Origin of the sequence: Salmonella sp. SSDFZ69, assembly GCF_004010755.1 — a bacterium.
GTDB lineage: Bacteria > Pseudomonadota > Gammaproteobacteria > Enterobacterales > Enterobacteriaceae > Salmonella > Salmonella enterica.
Genome location: NZ_CP034831.1, coordinates 3,138,101 through 3,164,532 on the forward strand (window position 1 = coordinate 3,138,101; position 26,432 = coordinate 3,164,532).

Genomic DNA, 26,432 nt, shown 5'->3' on the forward strand with positions numbered 1-26,432 from the left:
ATGACACCAGGCGGACAAGCTCAGATAGGTAACGTTGATCTCGTAAAACAGCTTAACAGCGCGGCCGTTTACCGCCTGATTGACCAGCATGGTCCTATCTCGCGCATACAAATTGCCGAGCAAAGCCAGCTTGCTCCCGCCAGCGTAACGAAAATTACGCGTCAACTCATTGAACGCGGGCTGATCAAAGAAGTCGATCAGCAGGCCTCGACCGGAGGCCGCCGCGCTATCTCTATCGTCACGGAAACCCGTAACTTCCATGCCATTGGCGTTCGCCTGGGCCGTCATGACACCACTTTAACGCTCTACGATCTGAGCAGTAAAGTGGTCGCTGAGGAGCATTATCCGCTGCCGGAGCGCACCCAGGAGACGCTGGAACATGCGCTGCTCAACACCATCGCCGTCTTTATTGATAGCTGTCAGCGTAAAATTCGTGAATTGATCGCTATCTCGGTGATCCTGCCAGGGCTTGTCGATCCGGAAAGCGGCGTGATTCGTTACATGCCGCACATTCAGGTTGAAAACTGGGGACTGGTCGAAGCGCTGGAAAAACGGTTTCACGTTACCTGTTTCGTGGGACACGATATCCGTAGCCTGGCGCTGGCGGAACACTACTTCGGCGCCAGTCAGGATTGCGAGGACTCGATTCTGGTGCGCGTTCATCGTGGTACAGGCGCCGGGATTATCTCCAACGGACGCATCTTCATTGGCCGTAACGGCAACGTCGGCGAAATTGGGCATATTCAGGTGGAGCCGTTGGGCGAGCGCTGCCACTGCGGTAATTTCGGCTGTCTGGAAACCATTGCCGCCAATGCGGCGATTGAACAACGGGTGCTGAATTTGCTTAAACAAGGGTATCAAAGCCGTGTTCCGCTTGACGACTGCACGATTAAAACCATCTGTAAGGCGGCAAACCGGGGCGACAGCCTGGCCTCGGAAGTCATTGAGCATGTTGGTCGCCATTTGGGCAAAACGATCGCCATTGCTATCAACCTGTTTAATCCGCAAAAAATCGTCATTGCCGGCGAGATCATTGAAGCCGATAAAGTCCTGTTGCCCGCTATCGAAAGCTGTATCAATACGCAGGCGTTAAAGGCCTTTCGCAAAAATTTGCCGGTGGTACGCTCCACGCTGGATCACCGTTCTGCTATCGGCGCATTTGCCTTAGTTAAACGCGCCATGCTCAACGGAACATTGCTGCAACGTTTGCTGGAAAGTTGATGCGCTCTTATAGTATCGGATTATTCACAAATTCCCTGGGTAGTTCATGACCATCAAGAATGTAATCTGCGATATCGACGGCGTGCTGATGCACGACAACGTAGCCGTACCCGGTGCGGCGGAATTTCTGACGGGGATTCTGGAAAAAGGTCTGCCGCTGGTGCTGCTGACCAATTACCCGTCGCAAACCGGCCAGGATCTGGCGAACCGTTTTGCTACCGCTGGCGTTAACGTGCCGGACAGCGTGTTTTATACGTCAGCAATGGCGACAGCCGATTTTCTGCGCCGTCAGGAAGGTAAGAAAGCGTATGTCGTGGGCGAAGGCGCGCTTATTCACGAGCTCTATAAAGCGGGTTTTACTATTACCGATGTGAACCCTGATTTTGTCATCGTTGGAGAGACCCGCTCCTACAACTGGGACATGATGCATAAAGCGGCATTTTTCGTCGCCAATGGCGCGCGCTTTATCGCCACCAACCCGGATACCCACGGTCGCGGCTTTTATCCGGCCTGCGGCGCGCTGTGCGCAGGCATTGAAAAAATTTCCGGCCGGAAGCCGTTTTATGTCGGCAAACCCAGCCCGTGGATCATCCGCGCGGCGTTGAACAAAATGCAGGCGCACTCGGAAGAGACCGTTATTGTCGGCGATAACCTGCGCACCGACATTCTGGCGGGGTTCCAGGCCGGTCTGGAGACCATTCTGGTGCTTTCAGGCGTATCAACAATCAATGATATTGACAGTATGCCGTTCCGCCCAAGCTGGATTTACCCTTCCGTCGCCGAGATCGACGTTATCTAAACCTGTCCCCTGCCTGATGACGCATAGCTTTCAGGCCTACGGTTCGAACAACATTGTAGGTCTGATAAGCGAAACGCCATCAGGAAAAACATAATTCAATTAATCCACGATAAAACTGAAGATCCATCAATAAATCCGCGCAATACGTAATCATTTTTCACTAATCAACAATGACGATTGCATTTTTCATTTTTCAGACCGTAATCCCCTTGCGCCTTCCACGCCTTTGCGGCATTTTTTAGTCAAGCAAACACAAAAAGTACGACGCAACAGATTAACGGAGAAGGCTATGTGTTCTATTTTCGGCGTATTCGATATCAAAACAGATGCAGCGGAACTGCGTAAAAAAGCCCTTGAACTGTCACGCCTGATGCGCCATCGCGGCCCGGACTGGTCCGGCATCTACGCTTGCGATAACGCGATTCTCGCACATGAACGCTTGTCGATTGTTGATGTTAACGCCGGCGCCCAGCCCCTGTATAACGCCAGAAAAACCCACGTACTGGCGGTGAACGGTGAAATTTATAACCATCAGACGTTACGCGCGGAGTATGGCGATCGTTACGCGTTCCAGACAGGCTCCGACTGCGAAGTTATCCTCGCGCTGTATCAGGAAAAAGGGCCGGATTTCCTTGACGATTTACAGGGGATGTTCGCCTTCGCCCTGTATGACAGCGAAAAAGACGCTTATCTGATTGGTCGTGACCATATCGGTATTATTCCGCTCTATATGGGCTATGACGAATTCGGCAACTTCTACGTAGCGTCAGAAATGAAAGCGCTGACCCCGGTCTGCCGCACCATTAAAGAGTTCCCGGCGGGCAGCTACCTGTGGAGCAAAGACGGCGAAATTCGTCAGTACTATCAGCGCGACTGGTTTGAGTTCGATGCGGTAAAAGACAACGTTACCGACAAAAATGAGCTGCGCCAGGCGCTGGAAGAATCCGTGAAAAGCCACCTGATGTCCGACGTCCCTTATGGCGTGCTGCTCTCCGGCGGTCTGGACTCGTCGGTTATTTCGGCAATCACCAAAAAATTCGCCGCCCGTCGCGTCGAAGATCAGGAGCGCTCCGAAGCCTGGTGGCCACAGTTGCACTCTTTTGCGGTCGGTCTGGAAGGTTCGCCTGACCTGAAGGCGGCCCAGGAAGTGGCTAACCACCTCGGCACCGTGCACCATGAAATTCACTTCACCGTGCAGGAAGGCCTTGATGCCATTCGTGATGTTATCTATCACATTGAAACCTATGACGTGACCACTATCCGCGCCTCAACGCCAATGTATCTGATGTCGCGTAAGATCAAAGCGATGGGCATCAAAATGGTGCTCTCCGGCGAAGGTTCCGATGAGGTGTTTGGCGGCTACCTGTACTTCCATAAAGCGCCGAACGCCAAAGAGTTACATGAAGAGACGGTCCGTAAGCTACAGGCGCTGCATATGTATGACTGCGCCCGCGCCAACAAAGCGATGTCCGCCTGGGGCGTGGAAGCGCGCGTACCGTTCCTGGATAAAAAATTCCTCGACGTGGCGATGCGTATCAACCCACAGGATAAAATGTGCGGTAACGGCAAGATGGAAAAACACGTGCTGCGCGAGTGCTTCGAGTCTTATCTGCCCGCAAGCGTCGCGTGGCGTCAGAAAGAGCAGTTCTCTGACGGCGTAGGCTACAGCTGGATTGATACGCTGAAAGAGGTGGCGGCGAAACAGATTTCCGATCAACAACTGGAAACCGCCCGCTTCCGCTTTCCATACAACACGCCGTCGTCTAAAGAGGCGTACTTGTACCGGGAAATTTTTGAAGAATTGTTCCCGGTGCCGAGCGCGGCGGAATGCGTACCCGGCGGCCCGTCCGTGGCCTGCTCTTCCGCCAAAGCCATTGAGTGGGATGAAGCATTCAAAACGATGGATGACCCGTCAGGCCGCGCGGTCGGCGTGCATCAGTCGGCGTACCAGTAAATTAACGATGACGAAAGAGCCCTTAGGGGCTCTTTTTTTATAGCAAACCACTTTCGGAAAAACGATTAATAACCAATAATTGCCGAATATTGCGCCACGCTGTTCGCAACCTAACCAAACAGACACTTTCCGACGTTTTTCGATGAAAAAGAGGTTGACGCTTCAAGGCTCAATACGCATAATGCGCCCCGCAACGCCGATAAGGTAACGCGAAAAAAGATGGCTACGTAGCTCAGTTGGTTAGAGCACATCACTCATAATGATGGGGTCACAGGTTCGAATCCCGTCGTAGCCACCATCTTTTTTGCGGGAGTGGCGAAATTGGTAGACGCACCAGATTTAGGTTCTGGCGCCGCAAGGTGTGCGAGTTCAAGTCTCGCCTCCCGCACCATTCACCGATAAGCGTTGTACGGATGGGGTATCGCCAAGCGGTAAGGCACCGGTTTTTGATACCGGCATTCCCTGGTTCGAATCCAGGTACCCCAGCCATATTTCTTCGAGTTTGCGGTTCACCGCGACGGTATTGGGGTATCGCCAAGCGGTAAGGCACCGGTTTTTGATACCGGCATTCCCTGGTTCGAATCCAGGTACCCCAGCCATCGAAGAAATCATCTGGCTACGTAGCTCAGTTGGTTAGAGCACATCACTCATAATGATGGGGTCACAGGTTCGAATCCCGTCGTAGCCACCATATTCAGAACGCGTCGAGGTATTCGACCGGTTCGAAAATAATTTGTTGGGGTATCGCCAAGCGGTAAGGCACCGGATTCTGATTCCGGCATTCCGAGGTTCGAATCCTCGTACCCCAGCCAGTTTTAAAGACGCTCTGCTAATGAGCGCAAGAAGTACGACAATTGGGGTATCGCCAAGCGGTAAGGCACCGGATTCTGATTCCGGCATTCCGAGGTTCGAATCCTCGTACCCCAGCCACCTTTAAAAAGCTCGCTTCGGCGAGCTTTTTGCTTTTCTGCGTTTATAAATTCCGAAAGAGGTTTCCCCCTCAATGCCCTGCTATCAGTAAAACGCTATGATAAAGCCTTACAGGGATCGTTCGGTAACCTCACAATGAATTACCAGTTTTGTTGGTATCTCTTTTTGCGGCCATTAACATTTTTTATGGTCGTCTTGCTCTGCGCTTTCACCTTCATTGATATCACGGCCAGCGCCGCCCGGTTGATTATTTTGGGTCTGGTTTACCCCGTGGCAGTGTCAATGAGGCTACATATACTGCACCAGAAAAAGGCGGTCATGCTACGCCAGAATAGTGCGGAATGGATAGTGTATCTGCCAGGGATCCCTGTGCAAGAAAAACAAAGCGCGCTGATTAATGTCGCGTTTTCCTCGAAAACGGCGCTGCGTGGATTCTATATTCGCGCCCTGTCCAGCAAAGTCATTCTTCACATCATCACTTTTTATATTCTGTGGTTTGATGTCCAACATGCAACACTGACGTGGTATCGGATTATCGCCGCATTAATCACCCTGGCGATTCTTGTAAAATCAATGAGTTCCACATTACTGATGCTACATAAAGTAGTACGTTGCCAATACAACGTATGCACAATTGAAATGGCATCACCTTGGTATGAGTTTGATTTAAAAGGGAAATTAGGTTTATGTGCTTTATTTGCAGTAAAGTAAGATGTCAATACGCTTACCCGACCTGCAATTGAGCGTTTTTACAAACCGGGTAAGGCATTCAGCGGGTTACAACCCCAACGCATACTTCAGCGCCTGACGTTTTAGCACGCCTGCGCGCTGCGCCGCCATCAGCCCCATATTGCGTAAAATACGCAGCGGCGGCAATTCATTGCTGAACCCGGCATAAAACAGATCCATTCCACTTTGCATCATAAAATTATCTGCCATGCGCCGCGTCTGATAGCGTTTCAACACCGAATGGCTGGCCCAGGACTCGCCATAGCTACGGGCACTCGCCAGCACATCAATCAACGCATCAACATCCCGATACCCCAGGTTGACGCCCTGCCCGGCCAGCGGATGAATGGTATGCGCCGCGTCGCCTACCAGCGCCAGCCCCGGTTGTACATACTGCAACGCGTGACGACGGGTTAGCGGAAACGCGCCCGCCGCGACAGGCATCACCGCCCCCAGACGCGCCGGAAAGTGCTGGTTAATTTCCACCTGCAATTGCGTCATCGATAAACTCTGTAGCTGGCGAATACGTGCCGGAGCGTCATACCACACCAGCGACGCCCAATCGTCGAACAGCGGCAAAAAGGCGCGCGGCCCCGTTGGCGTAAACTGCTGCCAGGTGCTGTCGCCTGGCGCATTTTCACACTTAACGGTGGTAAGCATACACGACTGCGCATATTGCCAGGCATGAATGCCAATTCCCGCCATTTGCCGAACCTGCGAATTCGCGCCGTCGGCGCCAATCACTAACTTCGGCGTTACCCATTCGCCGTCGGCCAGTTCCAGCGCATAACCATCGTGGCGGCGGTGCAATGCCGCCAGTGAAGCCGGAACGCGCAGCGTCACGCCGGGGTGCGTTTCCAGCGCCTGCCACAGCGCCTGTTGCAGGACGTTGTTCTCTACCATATAGCCTAACAGCGGCAGCTTGAGTTCAGCGGCGTCGAACACCACATGGGCGTTTTCCCACTCCCAGGTCTCCAGTCGCCGATAAGGATGGCTACGCATCCCCTGCACCGCCTCCCAAACACCCAGCCCCTTGAGCAGCGCCACGGATGCCGCGCTAATGGCCGAAATCCGCACGTCAGGCTGGCTGTCAGCCACAAACGGCGCAGGCGCGGCATGTTCTATTACCATCACCGTAAACCCTTGCTGCGCCAGACCCAGCGCCAGCGCGCCGCCGACCATTCCCCCGCCGACAATGGCAATTTCCGTTGGTTGATTTGTCATGGTCATTCATCCTGTTACGTTTTAGACAAGTTTACAGGATTTTTTACCCATTAGGGCTGACGTCAGTCATACTGGTCACAACCGCGCCAAAGCATTACACTATGCGCCCTGCTTTTCAGCCACTATTTCGCAAGAGCAAGTCGATGACTAAAAAACTCCATATTAAAACCTGGGGCTGTCAGATGAACGAGTACGATTCATCGAAGATGGCCGATCTGCTGGACGCCACCCACGGCTATCAACTGACCGACGTGGCGGAAGAGGCGGATGTGCTGCTGTTGAATACCTGCTCAATCCGCGAGAAGGCTCAGGAAAAAGTCTTCCATCAATTAGGTCGCTGGAGACTGTTAAAAGAGAAAAATCCCGATCTGATTATCGGCGTCGGCGGCTGCGTGGCTTCCCAGGAAGGCGAGCACATTCGTCAACGCGCCCATTACGTCGACATTATTTTTGGTCCGCAAACCTTACACCGCCTGCCGGAGATGATTAACTCCGTGCGTGGCGACCGCAGCCCGGTGGTCGATATCAGCTTCCCGGAAATCGAGAAGTTCGACCGTTTGCCGGAACCGCGCGCCGAAGGCCCGACCGCTTTCGTTTCTATCATGGAAGGCTGCAATAAATATTGTACTTACTGCGTGGTACCGTATACCCGCGGTGAAGAAGTCAGCCGTCCCTCAGACGATATCCTGTTCGAAATCGCCCAGTTAGCGGCGCAGGGCGTGCGTGAGGTCAACCTGCTGGGCCAGAACGTTAACGCCTGGCGCGGAGAAAACTACGACGGCACCACCGGCACCTTTGCCGATCTGCTGCGTCTGGTTGCCGCCATCGACGGCATTGACCGTATTCGCTTTACCACCAGCCATCCGATTGAGTTCACCGACGATATTATCGAGGTGTACCGCGATACGCCGGAACTGGTCAGTTTCCTGCATCTGCCGGTACAGAGCGGTTCCGATCGCGTGTTGAATCTGATGGGGCGCACCCACACTGCGCTGGAATATAAAGCAATCATCCGTAAACTGCGCGCGGCGCGGCCGGACATTCAGATAAGCTCTGACTTTATCGTCGGTTTCCCAGGCGAAACTACCGATGATTTCGAAAAAACCATGAAGCTTATCGCCGACGTCAACTTTGATATGAGCTACAGCTTTATCTTCTCTGCGCGTCCGGGAACGCCGGCTGCCGATATGGTTGATGACGTACCGGAAGAAGAGAAAAAGCAGCGTCTGTATATTCTGCAAGAGCGTATCAATCAGCAGGCGATGGCATGGAGCCGCCGTATGCTCGGCACGACACAGCGCATTCTGGTGGAAGGCACGTCGCGTAAAAACATTATGGAACTGTCTGGCCGTACCGAAAACAATCGGGTGGTGAACTTTGAAGGCACGCCGGAGATGATTGGTAAGTTTGTCGATGTGGAAATTACTGACGTCTATCCGAACTCCCTGCGCGGAAAAGTGGTGCGTACCGAAGATGAAATGGGGCTGCGCGTCGCCGAAACGCCGGAGTCCGTCATTGCCCGTACCCGTAAAGAAAATGAGCTGGGCGTAGGATTCTACCAGCCTTAATCCTGCAGGAAAGGCAATAATGCCCGATGGCGCTACGCCTGTCGGGCTTCCTGGTCATGGCCTGTCGCCCGACGGGCCTTGCAATTTTCTCTCTTCATCCCCATCTTCATTGCAATGCTTGCGCCTTTTCCCTATGGCGTGAATAATTTCCTTAGATGCCGGTAAATGTTCAGCGTCCGGCGATACAGACACAAGAGGAACAGTTTGAATATAGACACTCGCGAAATTACCCTTGAGCCCGCAGACAACGCCCGTCTGTTGAGCCTTTGCGGGCCGTTTGATGACAATATTAAACAGCTCGAACGTCGTCTCGGTATTGAAATCAACCGCCGTGACAATCACTTTAAACTGACCGGTCGTCCGATTTGCGTGACCGCGGCGACAGATATTTTGCGAAGTCTGTATGTCGATACCGCACCGATGCGCGGTCAGACTCAGGATATCGAACCGGAACAAATTCATCTGGCGATCAAAGAAGCGCGGGTGCTGGAACAGAGCGCGGAAAGCGTGCCTGACTATGGCAAAGCGATCAATATCAAAACCAAGCGCGGCGTGATTAAACCGCGTACCCCGAACCAGGCGCAGTACATCGCCAATATTCTCGATCATGATATTACCTTTGGCGTCGGCCCGGCGGGTACCGGTAAAACTTATCTTGCGGTCGCCGCTGCGGTAGACGCCCTGGAGCGCCAGGAGATTCGCCGTATTCTACTGACCCGTCCGGCGGTGGAAGCGGGCGAAAAACTGGGCTTTCTGCCAGGCGATTTAAGTCAGAAGGTGGACCCGTACCTGCGTCCGCTGTATGACGCGCTGTTCGAAATGCTCGGCTTTGAAAAAGTCGAGAAGCTGATTGAGCGCAATGTGATTGAAGTCGCGCCGCTGGCCTATATGCGCGGACGCACATTAAACGACGCCTTTATCATTCTGGATGAAAGCCAGAACACCACTATCGAACAAATGAAGATGTTCCTGACGCGTATCGGCTTTAACTCGAAAGCGGTGATCACCGGCGACGTGACGCAGATTGACCTGCCACGCAACACCAAATCCGGCTTGCGTCATGCCATTGAAGTGCTGGCGGAAGTCGATGAAATCAGTTTCAACTTCTTCCACAGCGAAGACGTGGTGCGCCATCCGGTCGTTGCCCGCATTGTTAACGCCTATGAAGCCTGGGAAGAGGCCGAACAAAAACGCAAAGCGGCGTTGGCGGCAGAGCGTAAGCGTGAAGCCCAGGAGCAGGAACAGAAATGAGCCTGGTGATCCTCGATTTACAGTTGGCCTGTGAAAACCACGCGGGCCTGCCGGATGAAGCTCAGTTTCAACGCTGGCTGGACGGCGTTATTCCGCAGTTTCAGGAAGAGGCGGAAGTCACAATCCGTCTGGTGGATGAGGCCGAAAGCCACAACCTTAATTTGACGTACCGCGGGAAAGATAAACCCACTAATGTTCTCTCCTTCCCGTTTGAAGCGCCCCCCGGCATTGAAATGCCGCTACTGGGCGATCTGATTATTTGCCGTCAGGTCGTGGAGCAGGAAGCGCAGGAACAGAGCAAGCCGCTGGAGGCGCACTGGGCGCACATGGTCGTGCACGGTAGCCTGCATTTGCTGGGTTACGATCATATCGACGATGACGAAGCGGAAGAGATGGAGTCTCTCGAAACGGAGATTATGCTTGCTATGGGCTATGAGGATCCGTACATTGCCGAGAAGATTGCAGAATAGTAGCTTGCCGGATGGCGGCGCTTGCGCCTTATCCGGCCTACATTCATGCCTTTTGTAGGCCTGATAAGCGTAGCGCCATCAGGCAAAACATGCCGTCACAGCTGAGTATACGCATGACGAGCTTTGTATTAACTAACATGAGAACCCATACGACGCCATGAGCGACGACAATTCACACAGTAGTGACACAGTAAACAGTAAAAAGGGATTTTTTTCCCTGCTACTCAGCCAGCTTTTCCACGGTGAACCTAAAAACCGTGATGAGTTGCTGGCGCTGATCCGTGATTCCGGGCAGAACGAGCTTATCGATGAAGATACGCGCGATATGCTCGAAGGCGTAATGGACATCGCCGACCAGCGCGTTCGCGATATTATGATCCCGCGCTCCCAGATGATTACCCTGAAACGCAACCAGACGCTGGACGAATGTCTCGATGTTATCATCGAGTCCGCCCACTCGCGTTTTCCGGTGATCAGCGAAGATAAAGATCACATTGAAGGGATTCTGATGGCCAAAGATTTGCTGCCGTTTATGCGCAGCGATGCCGAAGCCTTCAGCATGGACAAAGTGTTACGCACCGCGGTTGTCGTACCGGAAAGCAAACGGGTTGACCGTATGCTCAAGGAATTCCGCTCCCAGCGCTACCATATGGCCATCGTTATCGATGAGTTTGGCGGCGTTTCCGGCCTTGTGACTATCGAAGACATCCTCGAACTGATTGTCGGTGAAATTGAAGATGAGTATGACGAAGAAGACGATATCGACTTCCGTCAGCTTAGCCGCCATACCTGGACGATTCGCGCGCTGGCGTCGATTGAAGACTTCAATGACGCTTTCGGCACCCACTTCAGCGATGAAGAGGTCGATACCATCGGCGGGCTGGTGATGCAGGCGTTCGGCCATTTACCGGCCCGCGGCGAAACCATTGACATTGATGGTTACCAGTTCAAAGTGGCGATGGCCGATAGTCGTCGTATTATTCAGGTGCATGTCAGGATCCCGGATGACTCGCCCCAGCCAAAACTGGACGAATAACAGCAATAGTGGACTAAAAATGGCATTTGCCTCGTTAATTGAACGCCAGCGTATTCGCCTGCTGCTGGCGTTATTATTCGGCGCCTGCGGAACACTGGCTTTCTCTCCGTATGACGTCTGGCCCGCAGCGATAGTGTCGCTTATCGGGCTGCAGGCCTTAACGTTCAATCGCCGCCCGCTCCAGTCTGCCGCCATCGGCTATTGCTGGGGACTCGGACTTTTCGGTAGCGGGATTAACTGGGTTTATGTCAGTATCGCGCAATTTGGCGGCATGCCGGGCCCGGTTAACGTTTTTCTGGTGGTGCTGCTTGCAGCTTATCTCTCGCTGTATACCGGACTGTTTGCCGGGATTTTGTCGCGCCTGTGGCCAAAAACCAACTGGCTGCGCGTCGCTATCGCCGCGCCTGCAGTATGGCAAATCACCGAATTTTTACGCGGCTGGGTGCTGACCGGCTTCCCCTGGCTGCAATTTGGCTATAGTCAGGTCGACGGCCCGCTAAAAGGCCTGGCGCCGGTAATGGGCGTCGAAGCGATCAACTTCCTGCTGATGATGGTCAGCGGCCTGTTAGCGCTGGCACTGGCGACGCGGAACTGGCGTCCGCTGGCTGTCGCCGTGATTCTGTTTGCTTTGCCCTTTCCGCTACGTTATATCCAGTGGTTTACGCTGGAACCGACCAAAGCGACCCAGGTATCGCTGGTGCAGGGCGATATTCCGCAGTCGCTGAAGTGGGACGAAAACCAGCTACTGAATACGCTAAAAATTTATCTCAACGAAACCCGCCCAGAGTTAGGCAAATCACAGATTATTATCTGGCCTGAGTCGGCGATTCCGGATCTCGAAATCAATCAGCAGCCTTTCCTTCGTTCGCTGGACGAGATGTTACGCGAAAAAAATAGCACGCTGATCACCGGTATTGTCGATGCGCGTCTCAATAAACAGAATCGATACGACACCTACAATACGATTATTACGTTGGGCAAGGATAATCCATACAGTTATGACTCGCCCAATCGCTACAATAAAAATCACCTTGTACCCTTTGGCGAGTTCGTTCCGCTGGAGTCTATCCTGCGTCCGCTGGCGCCGTTCTTCGATCTGCCCATGTCCTCCTTTAGCCGCGGCCCTTATATCCAGCCGCAGTTACATGCGCACGACTATAAGCTGACGGCGGCAATCTGTTATGAAATTATTCTTGGCGAACAGGTGCGGGATAACTTCCGCCCGGACACCGACTATCTGCTGACGATTTCTAACGACGCCTGGTTTGGTAAGTCCATTGGCCCGTGGCAACATTTCCAGATGGCGCGGATGCGTTCGCTGGAGCTGGCGCGTCCGTTACTGCGCAGTACTAATAACGGTATTACGGCAGTGATTGGCCCGCAGGGCGAAATCCAGGCGATGATCCCGCAGTTCACACGCCAGGTGCTAACTACCAAAGTCACGCCGACCACCGGCCTGACGCCGTACGCACGAACCGGCGACTGGACGGTGTGGTTGATTACCGTACTGTTCGGCTTTGGCGCGCTGGTGATGAGCCTGCGTCAACGCCGCAAATAAAACATTGCACTATCCAATGTAGGCCGGATAAGGCGTTACGCCGCCATCCGGCAGTTGTATCGCACCGTGCCTGATGGCGCTACGCTTATCAGGCCTACAACCTCTCACCGCCACCAAAATCTCATTCTGGCACGCCAATTGCTTAATATAATCAAGAGGCTGCACACTCCCTACCGGCGCAACCAGGTTGCACCACAACACAGCATCGGTAGCACCATTATTGTGCAAACTGCGATTTTTGCCTCTGAACGGTGCGGCGCACTTCGCAAAAATAAACAATATCGCAGCAAAATATTTACAACAAGCCACACTAAATGTTAACAAACACACATAACACTGCACGCGCAAGTTGCAGGCAATAACAACATCACAATAGCTATCAATGCGTCGACGGCGCAGATGATAAAGGAGTTGGATATGCAATTACGTAAGCTAACCACAGCAATGCTGGTCATGGGACTGTCTGCGGGCCTCGCGCACGCAGAAGATGGCGCGCCTGCCGCTGGTAGCACCCTGGACAAGATCGCTAAAAATGGCGTGATCGTCGTCGGGCATCGCGAATCTTCTGTGCCCTTTTCTTATTACGACAACCAGCAGAAAGTGGTCGGCTATTCCCAGGACTACTCCAACGCCATTGTGGAAGCGGTAAAAAAGAAACTTAACAAGCCCGATCTGCAGGTGAAGCTGATCCCGATCACCTCGCAAAACCGTATTCCGCTGTTGCAAAACGGAACCTTCGATTTTGAATGTGGTTCAACGACTAACAACCTTGAGCGCCAGAAACAGGCCGCCTTCTCCGATACGATTTTCGTCGTCGGGACGCGACTGCTGACTAAAAAAGGCGGCGATATTAAAGATTTCCCGGATCTGAAAGGCAAAGCGGTCGTCGTCACCTCCGGGACGACCTCTGAAATTCTGCTGCATAAGCTTAACGAAGAGCAAAAGATGGGGATGCGTATTATTAGCGCGAAAGACCACGGTGACTCGTTCCGCACCCTGGAAAGCGGTCGCGCCGTCGCCTTTATGATGGATGACGCGCTGCTGGCCGGCGAGCGCGCCAAAGCCAAGAAACCGGATAACTGGGAGATTGTCGGTAAACCGCAGTCCCAGGAAGCCTACGGCTGTATGCTGCGTAAAAACGACCCTGAGTTTAAAAAGCTGATGGACGATACCATCGCCCAGGCGCAAACCTCCGGCGAAGCGGAAAAGTGGTTTGATAAGTGGTTTAAAAATCCGATCCCACCGAAAAACCTGAACATGAATTTCGAATTGTCTGACGAGATGAAAGCCCTGTTCAAAGCACCGAATGATAAAGCGCTTAACTAACTAAAACTAAATGGGACGGGACTCCTGTCCTCTCGATTGTCGCTCAGCACGGACAGACTATAAGCCTGATGGTCGTTCCCCATCGGGCCTGAAGCCGCAAATCGCCGGGCAACAATCTTCGAGGGTAGCGCTGCTACCCTTTTTTTTCGGAGTAGATGTATGTCAATAGACTGGAACTGGGGTATTTTTTTACAGGAAGCCCCCTTCGGCAATACCACCTATCTCGGCTGGCTATGGAGTGGTTTTCAGGTCACCGTAGCCCTTTCGATTACCGCCTGGATTATCGCTTTCCTGGTAGGATCTATTTTCGGCATTTTACGTACCGTTCCCAACCGTTTCCTCTCCGGACTGGGCACGTTGTACGTAGAACTGTTCCGTAACGTGCCGCTGATCGTGCAATTCTTCACCTGGTACCTGGTGGTGCCTGAACTGTTGCCGGAAGATCTTGGCATGTGGTTTAAGGCGGAACTCGATCCCAATATTCAGTTTTTCCTCTCCTCAATGATCTGTCTGGGACTGTTTACCGCCGCCCGTGTTTGCGAACAGGTACGCGCTGCGATTCAGTCTTTGCCTCGCGGGCAGAAGAACGCGGCGCTGGCGATGGGGCTAACGCTGCCGCAGGCTTATCGCTATGTCCTGCTGCCGAATGCCTATCGCGTTATCGTGCCGCCAATGACGTCAGAGATGATGAACCTGGTGAAAAACTCGGCCATCGCGTCAACCATCGGTCTGGTGGATATGGCAGCGCAGGCAGGCAAACTGTTGGATTACTCGGCGCACGCCTGGGAATCCTTCACCGCCATTACGCTGGCCTATGTGCTGATTAACGCCGTTATCATGCTGGTCATGAGCCTGGTTGAACGCAAAGTCCGCCTGCCGGGCAACGTGGGGAGCAAATAATGTACGAATTTGACTGGAGTTCGATTATCCCCTCACTGCCTTACCTGCTGGCCGGGTTGGTCATCACGCTGAAGATCACCGTCACCGCCGTTGTCGTGGGGATAGTCTGGGGAACCATTCTGGCCGTCATGCGCCTCTCAAGCTTTACCCCTATCGCCTGGTTTGCTAAAGCGTATGTTAACGTTTTCCGTTCCATCCCGTTGGTGATGGTGCTGCTGTGGTTTTATCTGATTGTACCCGGCTTTCTGCAAAACGTGCTGGGACTATCGCCGAAAACCGATATCCGCCTGATCTCCGCGATGGTGGCATTCTCCATGTTTGAAGCGGCCTACTATTCCGAGATTATTCGCGCCGGTATTCAAAGTATTTCCCGCGGGCAGTCCAGCGCCGCGCTGGCATTGGGGATGACCCACTGGCAGTCGATGAAGCTCATTATTCTGCCGCAGGCGTTTCGGGCGATGGTGCCGCTGTTGCTTACGCAGGGCATTGTGCTATTTCAGGACACCTCTTTAGTTTATGTACTCAGCCTGGCGGACTTCTTCCGCACCGCGTCGACTATCGGCGAGCGTGACGGTACTCAGGTCGAAATGATTCTGTTCGCTGGCGCCGTTTATTTTGTTATCAGCCTGAGCGCGTCGTTGCTGGTCAGCTATTTGAAGAAAAGGACAGTTTAATGATTACCCTGAAAAATGTTTCAAAATGGTATGGTCACTTTCAGGTGCTGACCGATTGTTCAACAGAAGTGAAAAAAGGTGAGGTGGTAGTAGTCTGCGGGCCATCGGGTTCCGGTAAATCCACGCTGATTAAGACCGTCAACGGTCTGGAACCGGTGCAAAAAGGCGAAATTACCGTTAACGGCATTATTGTGAACGACAAAAAAACCGATCTGGCGAAACTGCGTTCCCGCGTAGGCATGGTATTCCAGCACTTCGAGCTGTTTCCCCACCTGTCGATCATCGAAAACCTGACGCTGGCGCAGGTGAAAGTGCTCAAGCGCGATAAGGCCGCCGCCCGCGATAAAGGCCTGAAGCTGCTGGAGCGCGTTGGCCTGTCTGCACATGCCAACAAGTTCCCGGCGCAGCTCTCCGGCGGTCAGCAGCAGCGCGTGGCGATCGCCCGCGCGCTATGTATGGACCCCATTGCCATGTTATTCGATGAACCGACTTCCGCGCTCGATCCGGAAATGATCAACGAGGTACTGGACGTAATGGTCGAGCTGGCGAACGAAGGGATGACCATGATGGTGGTGACGCACGAAATGGGCTTTGCCCGTAAAGTGGCTAACCGGGTGATCTTTATGGATGAAGGTAAAATCGTCGAAGATTCGCCAAAAGAGGAGTTCTTCGCTAACCCCAGTTCCGATCGCGCAAAAGACTTCCTTGCGAAAATCCTGCACTAATCTTCCCGGCGCGCACGTCAGAGTGCGCGCTATCTCACGCTTTACTTCTTCGCTTCTCGAAACGTATCCAGCCGGGCGTTAACCTTGTCACAAAGTACCGCTTACAAGGAGCCACAATGGCACTGCCCATTATTATTGATTGCGATCCGGGTCATGATGACGCGATCGCCCTCGTTCTCGCCCTCGCCTCCCCTGAACTGGAAGTGAAAGCGATCACCTCTTCCGCCGGTAACCAGACGCCGGAGAAGACCCTGCGCAACGTGCTGCGGATGCTGACACTGCTCAAACGCCCGGATATTCCGGTGGCGGGCGGCGCGGTGAAACCTCTCATGCGCGAACTGATTATCGCCGATAACGTTCACGGCGAAAGCGGCCTCGACGGCCCGGCGCTGCCCGAGCCGTCATTCGCCCCGCAAAGCGGCACTGCCGTTGAGCTGATGGCAAAAACACTGCGCGAGAGCGCACAGCCGGTCACCATCGTCTCTACTGGCCCACAGACCAACGTGGCGCTGCTGCTGAATAGCCATCCGGAACTGCATACGAAAATCGCCCGCATTGTGATCATGGGCGGCGCAATAGGATTGGGTAACTGGACGCCCGCTGCGGAATTTAATATTTACGTCGACCCGGAAGCGGCAGAAATTGTCTTCCAGTCAGGCATTCCGGTGGTGATGGCCGGGCTGGACGTCACCCATAAGGCGCAGATTCACGCCGCCGATATCGAACGCTTTCGCGCCATCGGTAACCCGATTTCCACCATCGTCGCCGAACTGCTGGACTTCTTTATGGAGTACCACAAAGACGAAAAATGGGGATTTGTCGGCGCGCCGCTGCACGACCCGTGCACCATCGCCTGGCTGCTCAAGCCCGAGATTTTCACCACCGTTGAGCGTTGGGTTGGCGTGGAAACCCAGGGGAAATACACCCAGGGGATGACGGTGGTGGATTATTATTTTCTGACGGGGAATAAGCCGAATGCGACGGTGATGGTCGATGTAGACCGCCAGGGATTTGTCGATTTGCTGGCGGAACGGCTGCAATACTACGCATAAAGCGCAAAGTAGAATCCAGGGATGAACAGCGATGTTTTGGCGTAACAATAGACCTGAAATCAGCCTGCTACAGCACGACGTAGCCCATATTACGTTTTCAGTACGTAACGGAAAAGCATTGCTTCGTCCCTGCGTTATCCACGATCCCGACTCTTACGCCGGTATTCATACGCTCTCCTGGCATGGCTCGCCGCTGATTCGTTTTTACACTGAAGCCTGGTGCCCAACCTGCGCAGAATTTGTTTATGCCGGTTTTAGCAATGATGATGAAGGCGCCGCGGAGTTTTTATCCTCACTTGCCGAGTGGAATCAGACAGGAGTCGGGTTGAACGAAGCATTTACCGCCCTGACGCCGCTGTTTTCACTCTTTGCCGATGGCTATTACCGACTGGAGGAACGCGAACTTTATCCCACAGATGGCAACGGACATTTTTTCTGGGCGGTGGGTAACGAAAAACAACCGAATCCCGCGACCACAGGGCAGTGGATTGCTGACGTGGACTATCACTACCAGTCCGGCGAACCCTGTTTTTTACTGCCAGGCCAGCCCCCATCGCGATTTAACCCACAACGCGCCGGGTATTACCGCGATAAGCCAGAGAGCCACGCGCTGGCCTGGCATATGAATGACAGCTGGCTTTGCGTCCTGCTTGATGGTCACCATAAAGCTACCGCCGCGGCGCTGGAAGGCCGGCCCGTGAAGACCTGGGTCATCAGCCAGCCGGTAGCGGTGTCATGCTACGAGACGCGACAGCAATACCTGCGATTTTATGACGGCGAGCGCCTGGAAGCAGCCCAGTTTCAGCGCCGCATCCCCCTGAAAATACAGTACGAAAAACTACCGCCATCCCTTTGGGAGGATTACTTTACTCGCCATGACGGACGTTATACCCGCGTCAACTGGCCGAACGCATTGGCTAACTGCGCAACGCATTATCCCGATCTTGCGGCCTGCGCAGATATTATTGCCGCAGGCGATCTGAGCGAGGCCGGCCTCAACAAAATCATGGCGCAAGGGATCGCCGAAGAGGGATTTCCCGCCGTACTGTTACGCGCGCTGTTTTATACCCATTCTCCCTTGTTGATTGATTTTGTCCGTTTTCTGACTCGCATCCCCGATTATGCTTGCCACTACCCGCTGGCGTTTCGTTTACTGGCCCAAAAACGCACGCCACAGGCCGATGCTTTTTTCCTCGATTTTGCGATCAATGATGACGGCGAGCGCCCGGAGTTAACGAATATTATGGATGAATACTTTCGCCAGGCATGACATTGATAAAGATCACCACGCCAGAGGGTGGTGTTCTTTATTCTATGAACTCTCTTTCCCGATAAATTAAACGCAATGGATAATGCAACGTTAGCGATTGGTATCGATCTCGGCACCACTAATAGTTTAATCGCCGTCTGGCAAGACGGAGCCGCACAATTAATACCTAATAAATTTGGTGAATATTTAACACCATCCATAATTAGTATGGATGAAAATAAACAAATTCTGGTGGGAAAACCTGCCGCAGCTCGTAAAACATCTCATCCAGATAAAACCGCTGCCTTATTTAAACGCGCAATGGGCAGTAATACTCACTGGCATTTGGGTGAAGAGTCGTTTAATGCGCCGGAATTATCTTCGCTGGTTTTACGCTCGCTGAAAGAAGATGCGGAAGACTACCTTCAGCAGCCAATCAAGGACGTCGTGATCTCGGTTCCGGCTTATTTCAGCGATGAGCAGCGTAAGCATACACGCCTTGCCGCTGAGCTTGCGGGGTTAAACGCCGTGCGCTTGATCAATGAACCCACGGCGGCGGCAATGGCTTATGGCCTGCATACGCAGCAAAACAGCCGTTCGCTGGTTTTCGATCTGGGGGGCGGAACCTTTGATGTGACCGTTCTGGAATACGCTACGCCGATTATCGAAGTTCACGCCTCCGCTGGCGATAACTACCTCGGCGGCGAAGATTTCACGCATTTGTTACTTGATGAAGTGCTGAAACGCTGGAATCTCGATAAATCAGCGCTGACGGATAGCGATCTGGCTGCGCTGTATGCCTGTGTTGAAGCCGCAAAATGCGCCAGCGGCTCCCCGCTGCGCATGAGCTGGCTTTATCAGGAGCGCGCGCTGGAAAGCACGTTTTATGACGATGAGCTGGAAGCCCTGTGGCTACCGTTGCTCAACCGGCTGCGCACGCCCATTGAGCAGGCGCTGCGCGATTCCCGACTCAAACCGGAGCAAATTGACAGCCTGGTGCTGGTCGGCGGCGCGTCACAGATGCCGCTGGTGCAACGCATCGCGGTGCGCTTATTCGGTAAATTGCCCTATCAAAGTTACGATCCCAGCACCATCGTGGCGCTTGGCGCCGCGACTCAGGCCGCCTGTCGCCTGCGCCATGAAGACGTTGAAGAGGTGATCCTCACGGATATCTGCCCCTACTCGCTGGGCGTGGAAGTCAACCGACAGGGCGTGCCTGGTATTTTCTCGCCCATCATTGAACGCAATACCACCGTTCCGGTGTCAAAAGTGGAAACGTACTCCACCATGCACCCTGAGCAGGACTCTATTTGCGTCAGGGTATACCAGGGCGAAAGCCATAAGGTGAAAAATAATATCCTGATCGATTCTTTTGACGTCATGCTGAAGCCGAACGGGCACATTCAGGCCATTGATATTCGTTTTAGCTACGATATTAATGGTCTGCTGGAAGTTGACGTGCTGCTGGAAGACGGCAAGAGTGAATCCAGAATCATCAGCCACAATGCCACCTCACTGACGACGCAGCAAATCGACGCCAGCCGCGAGCGCCTGCAGGCGCTGAAAATTTATCCCCGCGATATGCTGATTAACCGGACGTTTAAAGCACAGTTAGAGGAGCAGTGGTCACGCGCGTTAGGCGATGAGCGCGAAATGCTGGGGGAGATTATTACCGATTTCGACGCGGCGCTGCTGTCTAATGATATGCAGCGCGTCGATGACGTGCGCCGTCGTGCCTGCGAATATCTGGGTATTGACGAGCCGAAAGCGCCGTAACGGCGCTTTCACTGCCCCTGTTCAGAAAAAATGGAAGAATCGATTTAACGCGCAGACAATCAACGCGATCAAACCGACAATTTTCATGATTTTCATCACCCCGCCAGATTCCGCCTGACGGGGTGCTTCGGTTTTCGCTTCAGAAGACAATTTTTTCTCAGCCGCCAGTCTGAGCTCTTCCGCCAGCTCCTTTTTGTCGCGAATATCGCCTGGCTTCATGGCGATTTTTGATGACAATGCCTGGGTTATCAGCGCCTCCAGCGGACAGGCTTGCCCCTCCTCCAGCCGGATCAGCAGGCGAAAAAAGGGCTTTTCTTTGGGAAACGCTTCCAGCACCACCTGCTCCGCCGTCCGGTACAGATCCAACAGCGGCGTTTCGGGTTCCCCCTGGGTACTCAGCCGTGAATTTGCCCACGCCATCGCTTTTCGCTTATAAAACAGGGAGTCAACAAATGAACGCCCCAGCGGTGATAACCTACCGCTGTGCAAAATATCCGCCCACAGTAAACGCGTGCGCGCACTTTCACCGGGGACATATTCGGCATCCGCCATACAGCGCGCTTCGACCGCCATCACCGCCAGCGGGAAGAAATCAGGCCGGTGCTGGCGGCACCAGCCCAGCAACAGGTCGTCCGCCTGCGTGGAGGGATAACGCTGCCAGAAATCACAAAGGTCGGCCAACAGGCTTTCCCCTTCACCGCAGAGCAAACGCTGTTTGCACAGGTAATAGTGCGCATCTTCGTTATCCGGCTCCGCGGCCTGCCAGCGACGAGCAATATCGGCCAGTTCCGCCATACCCCACTGCTCGGCGCTAAACCAGTGTAATAGTTTACGATGCAGCTGTTTATCATCGGGAATTATCCAGGCTCCCTGAACCTGCAGAGCGTCGGCAAAATGTTCGGGATAAAAGCGCCAGATATGCTCAAGCTTAAAAAAGTAGGCGTCAGTTTGGTCTTGAACAACAAGAGGCAATTTGGCCAGACTTAGCAGATCAAACGCATCGCCCCGCTTTACGGTCTCCAGAAATGCTTCCAGCTCTTCTCCCTCAGCATCATCGTCTGCTTCCTGCGGCTGCCAGTTCAGACGCTGCGCCAACAATGCCAGGCAAGACAGCGAGATCGTTTCCGTTTTCATGGCGATGTCGCACAACTGCCAGCGCAGCTTATCTATCTCATCCATTGAACACTGGTTCAATTGCTGAATAAATTTCTGCCATGCCGAGGGCTGAAAGCGATCGCGCTCTGATGCCAGTAATTCCCTGAACGCCACCAGTATTTCATGTTCGTCGCCCACCTCTTCCGTTTTTACATCTTCCGCAGGCGAGGCGGCCCAGTGCTGCGCTTCTTCATAGGCCTGGCGCAATCGCTTAAAACCCTGCGGATCGCTCTCAGGGTGGAATGAGGGCAACAGGGCAAGATAAGCCTGACGGATACATTCCAGATCGGTGGTGGGTTCAATGCCCAGGATTTCCCAACAGATATTCATAAATCGCTCACTCCTTTAAGCGTTTCCGGGCATGTCGGTTGTTCGTTGAGCGGACGCCACGGTAGCTGCGCATAATAACTCTCTGTCGTAGAGGCCAGTTCATTAAACATCCGCGCGCCTGAAGCGTCGTACTTTAGGTGGGCGAAATATGCCTGCATGGCGTCCCCTTCGGCCTGCCAGTACAGCCGCCCCAACGAATAGGCGGCAAAATATTGCGTCCAGCCGTCGTAAAAATAGTGCGCCCGCGCATAGATACGCGATTGCAGCCACAGGCTTTCCTCTTCCGTCAGCCATTGATTCAACACCCCCATCCGGCATAAAAACCCCATACGCACATAGTCCCAGGCTTTGATACCGCCGCGACCGCAGCATAGTGCGGTTTCGGCAACAAATCGCGCATAAATCTGGCCCTGCTCGCCAAACTGCGCGGTAAATTCGCGCCATTGGCGAGGAGATAGCGTAAACCAGCGGATATAAAAGGGAGCCAAATCTGCCGCATGACCATCGTCCGTCATCCGATAGATGGTTTGAATAAGATCTTCACGGTTATCAATCCCCCATGAATCGGAGAGATCAAAGTGTGTTTTCCCGGTATACATTGCCGGGGAGAAGTGCGAAGGTTTCGCGCCAATGGCACGACTGTTTAGCACCTCCATCGGCGTGGAGAGCGCAAAAAGTAAATATTGTTCTTCCTTGTCCATATTCGATATCCCTAATGCATAAACTGGCGTAATACATGGCCGACAACGCCAATAAATAAAATGATTTTAATCACCTGCCAGAGGCCAAAGCCGCCGCCAGATTCCTCCGTACTCGGCGAAGTCACCGTCGTCACCGGGTCTTCATCTGCGACTACAGCTTCACACGGTGTGGCGACAGCCGCAGCCCGCCCCAGCAACCCGCGAATAACCAGCGCTTCCAACGGGCAGATATCCGGCGTATCAAGCTTCGTCACCAGCCTCTGTAACAATGCCGCTGACGGCTCCTCGGCGCACGCCAGGCTATCCGCCACCTGATACAACAGCCAGTATGGATGCTGGCTATGCGCCTCACTCATCGCTGGCGCGCCATAATTCAAACGCCGCGCAATAAAACTTTCGCTCAGTGGCGATAATGCGACGCTGTGCAGCGCCTCGGCCCACAGCAAGCAGGTACGCGCGCTTGAGCCGGGAATATAGAGCAGCGGTTCGCCATCGATATCGACCTGCTCGCGCGTCTCAACCGCCATCACCAGCAGCGGGAAAAAGTCCGGCCGATGCTGGCGACACCAGCGCAGCAACAGATCGTCAAGCTGGGTAGAAGGATGCGCCCACCACTGCGCGTAAAGTTCTGGCAGCAGGCTATCGCCTTCACCGCAGAATACGCGCTGGGCTAAGTAGTAATAACCCGGCGTCTGGCTATCGGGTTCGGCTTCCTGCCATGCCAGGGCGACAGGCAGCAGCTCCGCAATACCCCAGTGCAAGGTGCTGAACCAGCGTAACAGACGTCGTTGAAAGCGTAGATTGTCCGGGATAATCCAGGCGCCGTGCTGCGCCATAAGTTGGGCGAAATAGAGAGGATGCTCGAAAAAGGTGTTGTCCAGGGCATCATAAAAAGCAATGGTCTGGTTTTGTACCGCCACTGGCAAATGCAGCAATAGCGAATAATCAAACAGGTCGCCACGGCGGATTTCAAACAAAAGATCCTCCACCTCCTCGGCATCGACATCTCGATTATCACTCCCCTGTTCCCAGGCCAGGCGATCTGACAGCAGTTTCAGACACGAGTACGAAACAGGAAAGGTCTTCATCGCGATAGCGCACAGCCACCAGCGCGATTTTTCGACCTGTGAAATCGATAATTTATTGATCTGTTGGATAAACTCCTGCCATGCCTGCGGCTGAAAGCGCCGTTCGCCATCCGCCAGCAAATCACCGAATATCTCCCTGAGATAATTCACCCACGGGGTATCGGGATCCTCTTCAACCATCGTTATGGCGGGAGATTTCGTAAACCGCAATGCGTATTCATAAGCTTCTCGCAATTGCTTAAAACCCTGCGGATCGGTTTCCGGATGAAATGACGGCAGCAGCGCCAGATAAGCCTGACGAATGGCGTCGGTATCCGTGGTGGCCTCAATACCAAGGACTTGCCAACAGGTTTTCATAGATCGCTCACCTCCTGAAGCGTGTCCGGGCATTCAGGGTAATGGGGCAGGTAGCGCCACGGCAGCGTGGCGTAAAAACTGTCTTTCCCGGCGATCAGCTTATTCATCATACGTCGCCCCGCGTCATCAAACTCCTTACGGGCGAATGTCTCGCGTAGCAGCGGTAGGTTATCGCCATTCCGTAACTGCCAGTACAAACGCCCGGTGTAATAAGCGCTGAAATACGGCAACCAGCCGGAATAATAGCTGAGCGCACGAAGCTGTATCCGCGACTGCAGCCACAGGCTCTCCTCTTCCGTCAGCCATTCATTGAGTACGCCCATGCGGCAGAGAAACCCCATCCGCACATAATCCCAGCTACGAATACCACCTTCGCCGCAACACACGGCGGTATCAGCGACGAATCGGGCATAAATGCGATCTCCCTCATCCAGCGCGTCGGTATACTCCTGCCACTCCTGCGGCGCATACCTAAACCAGCGGCGATATAGCCATTCCAGTTGTGTGGCATGACCGTCATCCGTCATGCGGGAAATGGTCTGAAGCAGTTCATCGCGATTTTCAATACCCCACGACGATTCAAGATCGAAACGTTTTATCCCTAAATACATTTTCGGTGACGAATGTGAAGGTAAACAGTCCTCGTTCAATACTTCCATCGGCGAGGAAAGTGCAAAGAGTAAATATTGTGATTCTTTATCCATAATAAATCGCCAAAATATATTCACACCACAAATAAAAACGCAATTGAAAACTAAAATAGAGTACAACAAAGCCAAATCGCAATATATTATTAATCTAAAAAACAATGGCGGGATAAATTAAAAAATGAATCATTCCATAACCAGTCATCCCTGCGACAACGTATCTTTAGCACAATTAACCGAACTGGCGCAGTCAGGAAATAGTGAAGCTCAATATATATTAGGCCGTTTATATAATGACGAACGTATAGATGGCAGCGAAGAGGATAAGCTCTCTTTTTATTGGCTACAGCAGGCGGCCGAGCAAGGGCATTGCGAGGCGCAATATTGGCTCGGCTTACGATACAAAGACACGCCTACCGACATGAAAGATAATACGCTGGCTTTATTCTGGTCAGAAAAAGCCGCACAGCAAGGACACCGCCACGCTTTCAACACATTAGGCTGGGTTCAGGAAGGAGAAACCGGGATGGCGCCAGATTATGCCCAGGCCGTTGCCTGGTATCGCAAAGGAGCAGAACAGAGCCACAACCTTGCGCAATATAATCTCGGGAGAATGTATCATTCAGGAACTGGCGTAGAGCAAAATGATACACAGGCACTCTACTGGTTTAAACAGGCAGCATTACAAGGCCATTGCGCCAGCCAGGAAAGACTGGCGTATATGTATGGCAATGGGAAAGGATGTCGAAAAAATTTATCCCTTGCCGCCCTTTGGTACAAGAAGAGCGCGCTACAAGAGAGCAACTACTCGCAATATCAGATGGGCTATTGTTATTACATCGGAAAAGGTATCAAACAAGATTACCAGCAGGCAATATACTGGTTTCGAAAAGCGGCAGACCAGGGTGACGATGATGCCTATAACAGTATCGGCTGGATGTACAAATGCGGTCATGGCGTCGAGCAAAATTATTCGCTAGCACTGGAATGGTTCCACAAATCAGCAGAATGTAACAATTCATCGGGCTGGTACAACCTCGGATGCATGTACAGAGATGGATACGGTACCGCACAAGACCTACAACAAGCGCTTTACTGGTTCAAAAAAGCACAGCCCACGGGCAAATGGAACGTCGACGAAGAGATCCGCAAACTGGAAGCCCAACTGCACGCTTAACATGGCGGACGGCAACCGTCCGCTCACGATAATGAACCTTACGGCTCAAACGGCCTGCGCTGGAACTGATCGTGCCCACACTTCGGGCAGAGCGGCAGCACATCCGGCGTGTAAACCGCCAAATGATAGTGGCATTTCTCGCACACCAGATTCCCCAACCCCACCACTTCGCCACTGTGATACACGCCGTGGTGATTCAAATCCTGGAAGACTTCACGCCATTCCAGCTGGGTTTTGTCGGTAATGTCCGCCAGTTCCTGCCAGAGACTCTCTTTAATCACCCGCAAGAAGACGCTATCTTCCTGGCTCTCTTCGTAGCTCATGGCGAACTCTTCCAGATCGCGTCTGACAGCGCGCGTCAGTTCGTCCACCTCGGTTCGCGTTAACTCCCCTGTTTGCATCACGCGCTGGCGCGCCTGCTCCACCAGCGCATCAATGTCGCGCTCGCCATTGCGTAAACGCTCGCTTAATGAGGCCACCAGTTCACGGTAATATTGAGCAACCTTGTTCATCACTTCACCTCTTGGATCGTTAA

At 53.2% G+C, this 26,432-nt stretch carries 23 protein-coding genes and 7 tRNA genes; 24 read left to right on the forward strand and 6 right to left on the reverse strand.

The window, feature by feature from the left end; translation table 11 throughout:
- The 11 genes from nagC (at position 1) to EOS98_RS15760 (ending at position 5,615) form a co-directional block, all read left to right on the forward strand.
- On the forward strand, positions 1–1,221 hold the full coding sequence (gene nagC, locus EOS98_RS15710; protein ID WP_000187578.1) for a DNA-binding transcriptional regulator NagC: 1,221 nt from the start codon (positions 1–3) through the stop codon (positions 1,219–1,221).
- A 46-nt stretch (positions 1,222–1,267) separates the two neighbouring features.
- Positions 1,268–2,020: a ribonucleotide monophosphatase NagD gene (gene nagD, locus EOS98_RS15715; protein WP_000153143.1), complete on the forward strand. Its 753-nt coding sequence runs from the start codon at positions 1,268–1,270 to the stop codon at positions 2,018–2,020.
- 289 nt (positions 2,021–2,309) lie between these two features.
- Positions 2,310–3,974, forward strand: a complete 1,665-nt coding sequence (asnB, locus tag EOS98_RS15720; RefSeq protein ID WP_126524193.1) for an asparagine synthase B — start codon at positions 2,310–2,312, stop codon at positions 3,972–3,974.
- Positions 3,975–4,195: 221 nt separating this feature from the next.
- A tRNA-Met gene (locus tag EOS98_RS15725) sits at positions 4,196–4,272 on the forward strand.
- A gap of 8 nt (positions 4,273–4,280) precedes the next feature.
- Positions 4,281–4,365, forward strand: a tRNA-Leu gene (locus EOS98_RS15730).
- Positions 4,366–4,388: 23 nt separating this feature from the next.
- Positions 4,389–4,463, forward strand: a tRNA-Gln gene (locus tag EOS98_RS15735).
- Between the two features lie 35 nt (positions 4,464–4,498).
- Positions 4,499–4,573 (forward strand) — tRNA-Gln (locus EOS98_RS15740).
- 15 nt (positions 4,574–4,588) lie between these two features.
- A tRNA-Met gene (locus tag EOS98_RS15745) sits at positions 4,589–4,665 on the forward strand.
- A 46-nt stretch (positions 4,666–4,711) separates the two neighbouring features.
- Positions 4,712–4,786 (forward strand) — tRNA-Gln (locus EOS98_RS15750).
- Positions 4,787–4,829: 43 nt separating this feature from the next.
- Positions 4,830–4,904: transfer RNA gene (locus EOS98_RS15755), tRNA-Gln, on the forward strand.
- Between the two features lie 135 nt (positions 4,905–5,039).
- On the forward strand, positions 5,040–5,615 hold the full coding sequence (locus EOS98_RS15760) for a hypothetical protein (protein ID WP_126524194.1): 576 nt from the start codon (positions 5,040–5,042) through the stop codon (positions 5,613–5,615).
- Between the two features lie 66 nt (positions 5,616–5,681).
- On the opposite strand, the gene ubiF is transcribed toward EOS98_RS15760, so the two are convergent.
- Positions 5,682–6,857, reverse strand: coding sequence for a 3-demethoxyubiquinol 3-hydroxylase (gene ubiF / locus EOS98_RS15765; RefSeq protein ID WP_126524195.1), 1,176 nt, complete (start codon positions 6,855–6,857; stop codon positions 5,682–5,684).
- 143 nt (positions 6,858–7,000) lie between these two features.
- Between ubiF and miaB the strand changes: the two genes are divergently transcribed.
- The 12 genes from miaB to hscC all read left to right on the forward strand — a co-directional run bounded on the left by miaB (position 7,001) and on the right by hscC (position 20,442).
- Complete coding sequence (miaB, locus tag EOS98_RS15770) at positions 7,001–8,425, forward strand: tRNA (N6-isopentenyl adenosine(37)-C2)-methylthiotransferase MiaB (protein ID WP_001519200.1); 1,425 nt, start codon at positions 7,001–7,003, stop codon at positions 8,423–8,425.
- A 204-nt stretch (positions 8,426–8,629) separates the two neighbouring features.
- Entirely contained in the window at positions 8,630–9,676 is a 1,047-nt protein-coding gene (locus EOS98_RS15775; RefSeq protein ID WP_001018045.1) for a PhoH family protein, read from the forward strand.
- Positions 9,673–10,146, forward strand: coding sequence for an rRNA maturation RNase YbeY (gene ybeY, locus EOS98_RS15780; protein WP_126524196.1), 474 nt, complete (start codon positions 9,673–9,675; stop codon positions 10,144–10,146). Before EOS98_RS15775 ends, ybeY begins: the two co-directional genes overlap by 4 nt.
- A 157-nt stretch (positions 10,147–10,303) precedes the next feature.
- The gene (gene corC, locus EOS98_RS15785) at positions 10,304–11,182 is read left to right on the forward strand and encodes a CNNM family magnesium/cobalt transport protein CorC (protein WP_001278615.1); all 879 of its coding nucleotides are present in this window, start codon (positions 10,304–10,306) and stop codon (positions 11,180–11,182) included.
- Positions 11,183–11,201: 19 nt separating this feature from the next.
- On the forward strand, positions 11,202–12,740 hold the full coding sequence (gene lnt, locus EOS98_RS15790; protein ID WP_024146132.1) for an apolipoprotein N-acyltransferase: 1,539 nt from the start codon (positions 11,202–11,204) through the stop codon (positions 12,738–12,740).
- A 417-nt stretch (positions 12,741–13,157) separates the two neighbouring features.
- Positions 13,158–14,066 (forward strand): amino acid ABC transporter substrate-binding protein, encoded by a 909-nt coding sequence (locus tag EOS98_RS15795; RefSeq protein WP_001518176.1) that lies wholly within the window; start codon positions 13,158–13,160, stop codon positions 14,064–14,066.
- Positions 14,067–14,225: 159 nt separating this feature from the next.
- Positions 14,226–14,966 carry a glutamate/aspartate ABC transporter permease GltJ gene (gene gltJ / locus EOS98_RS15800; protein ID WP_000020930.1) on the forward strand — a complete coding sequence of 247 codons (741 nt, stop codon included), beginning with the start codon at positions 14,226–14,228 and terminating at the stop codon, positions 14,964–14,966.
- The gene (gltK, locus tag EOS98_RS15805; RefSeq protein WP_000272802.1) at positions 14,966–15,640 is read left to right on the forward strand and encodes a glutamate/aspartate ABC transporter permease GltK; all 675 of its coding nucleotides are present in this window, start codon (positions 14,966–14,968) and stop codon (positions 15,638–15,640) included. The genes gltJ and gltK overlap by 1 nt, the downstream gene beginning before the upstream one ends.
- Positions 15,640–16,365 (forward strand): glutamate/aspartate ABC transporter ATP-binding protein GltL, encoded by a 726-nt coding sequence (gene gltL / locus EOS98_RS15810; protein ID WP_000631369.1) that lies wholly within the window; start codon positions 15,640–15,642, stop codon positions 16,363–16,365. The genes gltK and gltL overlap by 1 nt, the downstream gene beginning before the upstream one ends.
- A 116-nt stretch (positions 16,366–16,481) precedes the next feature.
- Positions 16,482–17,417, forward strand: a complete 936-nt coding sequence (rihA, locus tag EOS98_RS15815; RefSeq protein ID WP_127821181.1) for a pyrimidine-specific ribonucleoside hydrolase RihA — start codon at positions 16,482–16,484, stop codon at positions 17,415–17,417.
- Positions 17,418–17,448: 31 nt separating this feature from the next.
- Positions 17,449–18,687, forward strand: a complete 1,239-nt coding sequence (locus EOS98_RS15820) for a hypothetical protein (RefSeq protein WP_126524197.1) — start codon at positions 17,449–17,451, stop codon at positions 18,685–18,687.
- Between the two features lie 75 nt (positions 18,688–18,762).
- Positions 18,763–20,442 (forward strand): molecular chaperone HscC, encoded by a 1,680-nt coding sequence (hscC, locus tag EOS98_RS15825; RefSeq protein WP_000368026.1) that lies wholly within the window; start codon positions 18,763–18,765, stop codon positions 20,440–20,442.
- A 21-nt stretch (positions 20,443–20,463) separates the two neighbouring features.
- On the opposite strand, the gene EOS98_RS15830 is transcribed toward hscC, so the two are convergent.
- From EOS98_RS15830 to EOS98_RS15845, 4 genes are read right to left on the reverse strand one after another with little or no spacing between them, the layout of a single operon-like run.
- On the reverse strand, positions 20,464–21,927 hold the full coding sequence (locus EOS98_RS15830; protein WP_126524198.1) for a J domain-containing protein: 1,464 nt from the start codon (positions 21,925–21,927) through the stop codon (positions 20,464–20,466).
- On the reverse strand, positions 21,924–22,628 hold the full coding sequence (locus EOS98_RS15835; protein WP_000356620.1) for a DUF1266 domain-containing protein: 705 nt from the start codon (positions 22,626–22,628) through the stop codon (positions 21,924–21,926). The genes EOS98_RS15830 and EOS98_RS15835 overlap by 4 nt, the downstream gene beginning before the upstream one ends.
- Before the next feature lie 11 nt (positions 22,629–22,639).
- Positions 22,640–24,073: a J domain-containing protein gene (locus EOS98_RS15840; RefSeq protein ID WP_126524199.1), complete on the reverse strand. Its 1,434-nt coding sequence runs from the start codon at positions 24,071–24,073 to the stop codon at positions 22,640–22,642.
- Complete coding sequence (locus EOS98_RS15845) at positions 24,070–24,777, reverse strand: DUF1266 domain-containing protein (RefSeq protein ID WP_076741470.1); 708 nt, start codon at positions 24,775–24,777, stop codon at positions 24,070–24,072. The genes EOS98_RS15840 and EOS98_RS15845 overlap by 4 nt, the downstream gene beginning before the upstream one ends.
- Positions 24,778–24,901: 124 nt before the next feature.
- Between EOS98_RS15845 and EOS98_RS15850 the strand changes: the two genes are divergently transcribed.
- A complete protein-coding gene (locus tag EOS98_RS15850; RefSeq protein ID WP_126524200.1) occupies positions 24,902–25,897 on the forward strand; it encodes a tetratricopeptide repeat protein in 996 nt (331 codons plus the stop codon).
- A 38-nt stretch (positions 25,898–25,935) separates the two neighbouring features.
- On the opposite strand, the gene EOS98_RS15855 is transcribed toward EOS98_RS15850, so the two are convergent.
- Complete coding sequence (locus tag EOS98_RS15855) at positions 25,936–26,409, reverse strand: zinc ribbon-containing protein (protein WP_001044885.1); 474 nt, start codon at positions 26,407–26,409, stop codon at positions 25,936–25,938.
- Between the last annotated feature and the right edge of the window lie 23 nt (positions 26,410–26,432).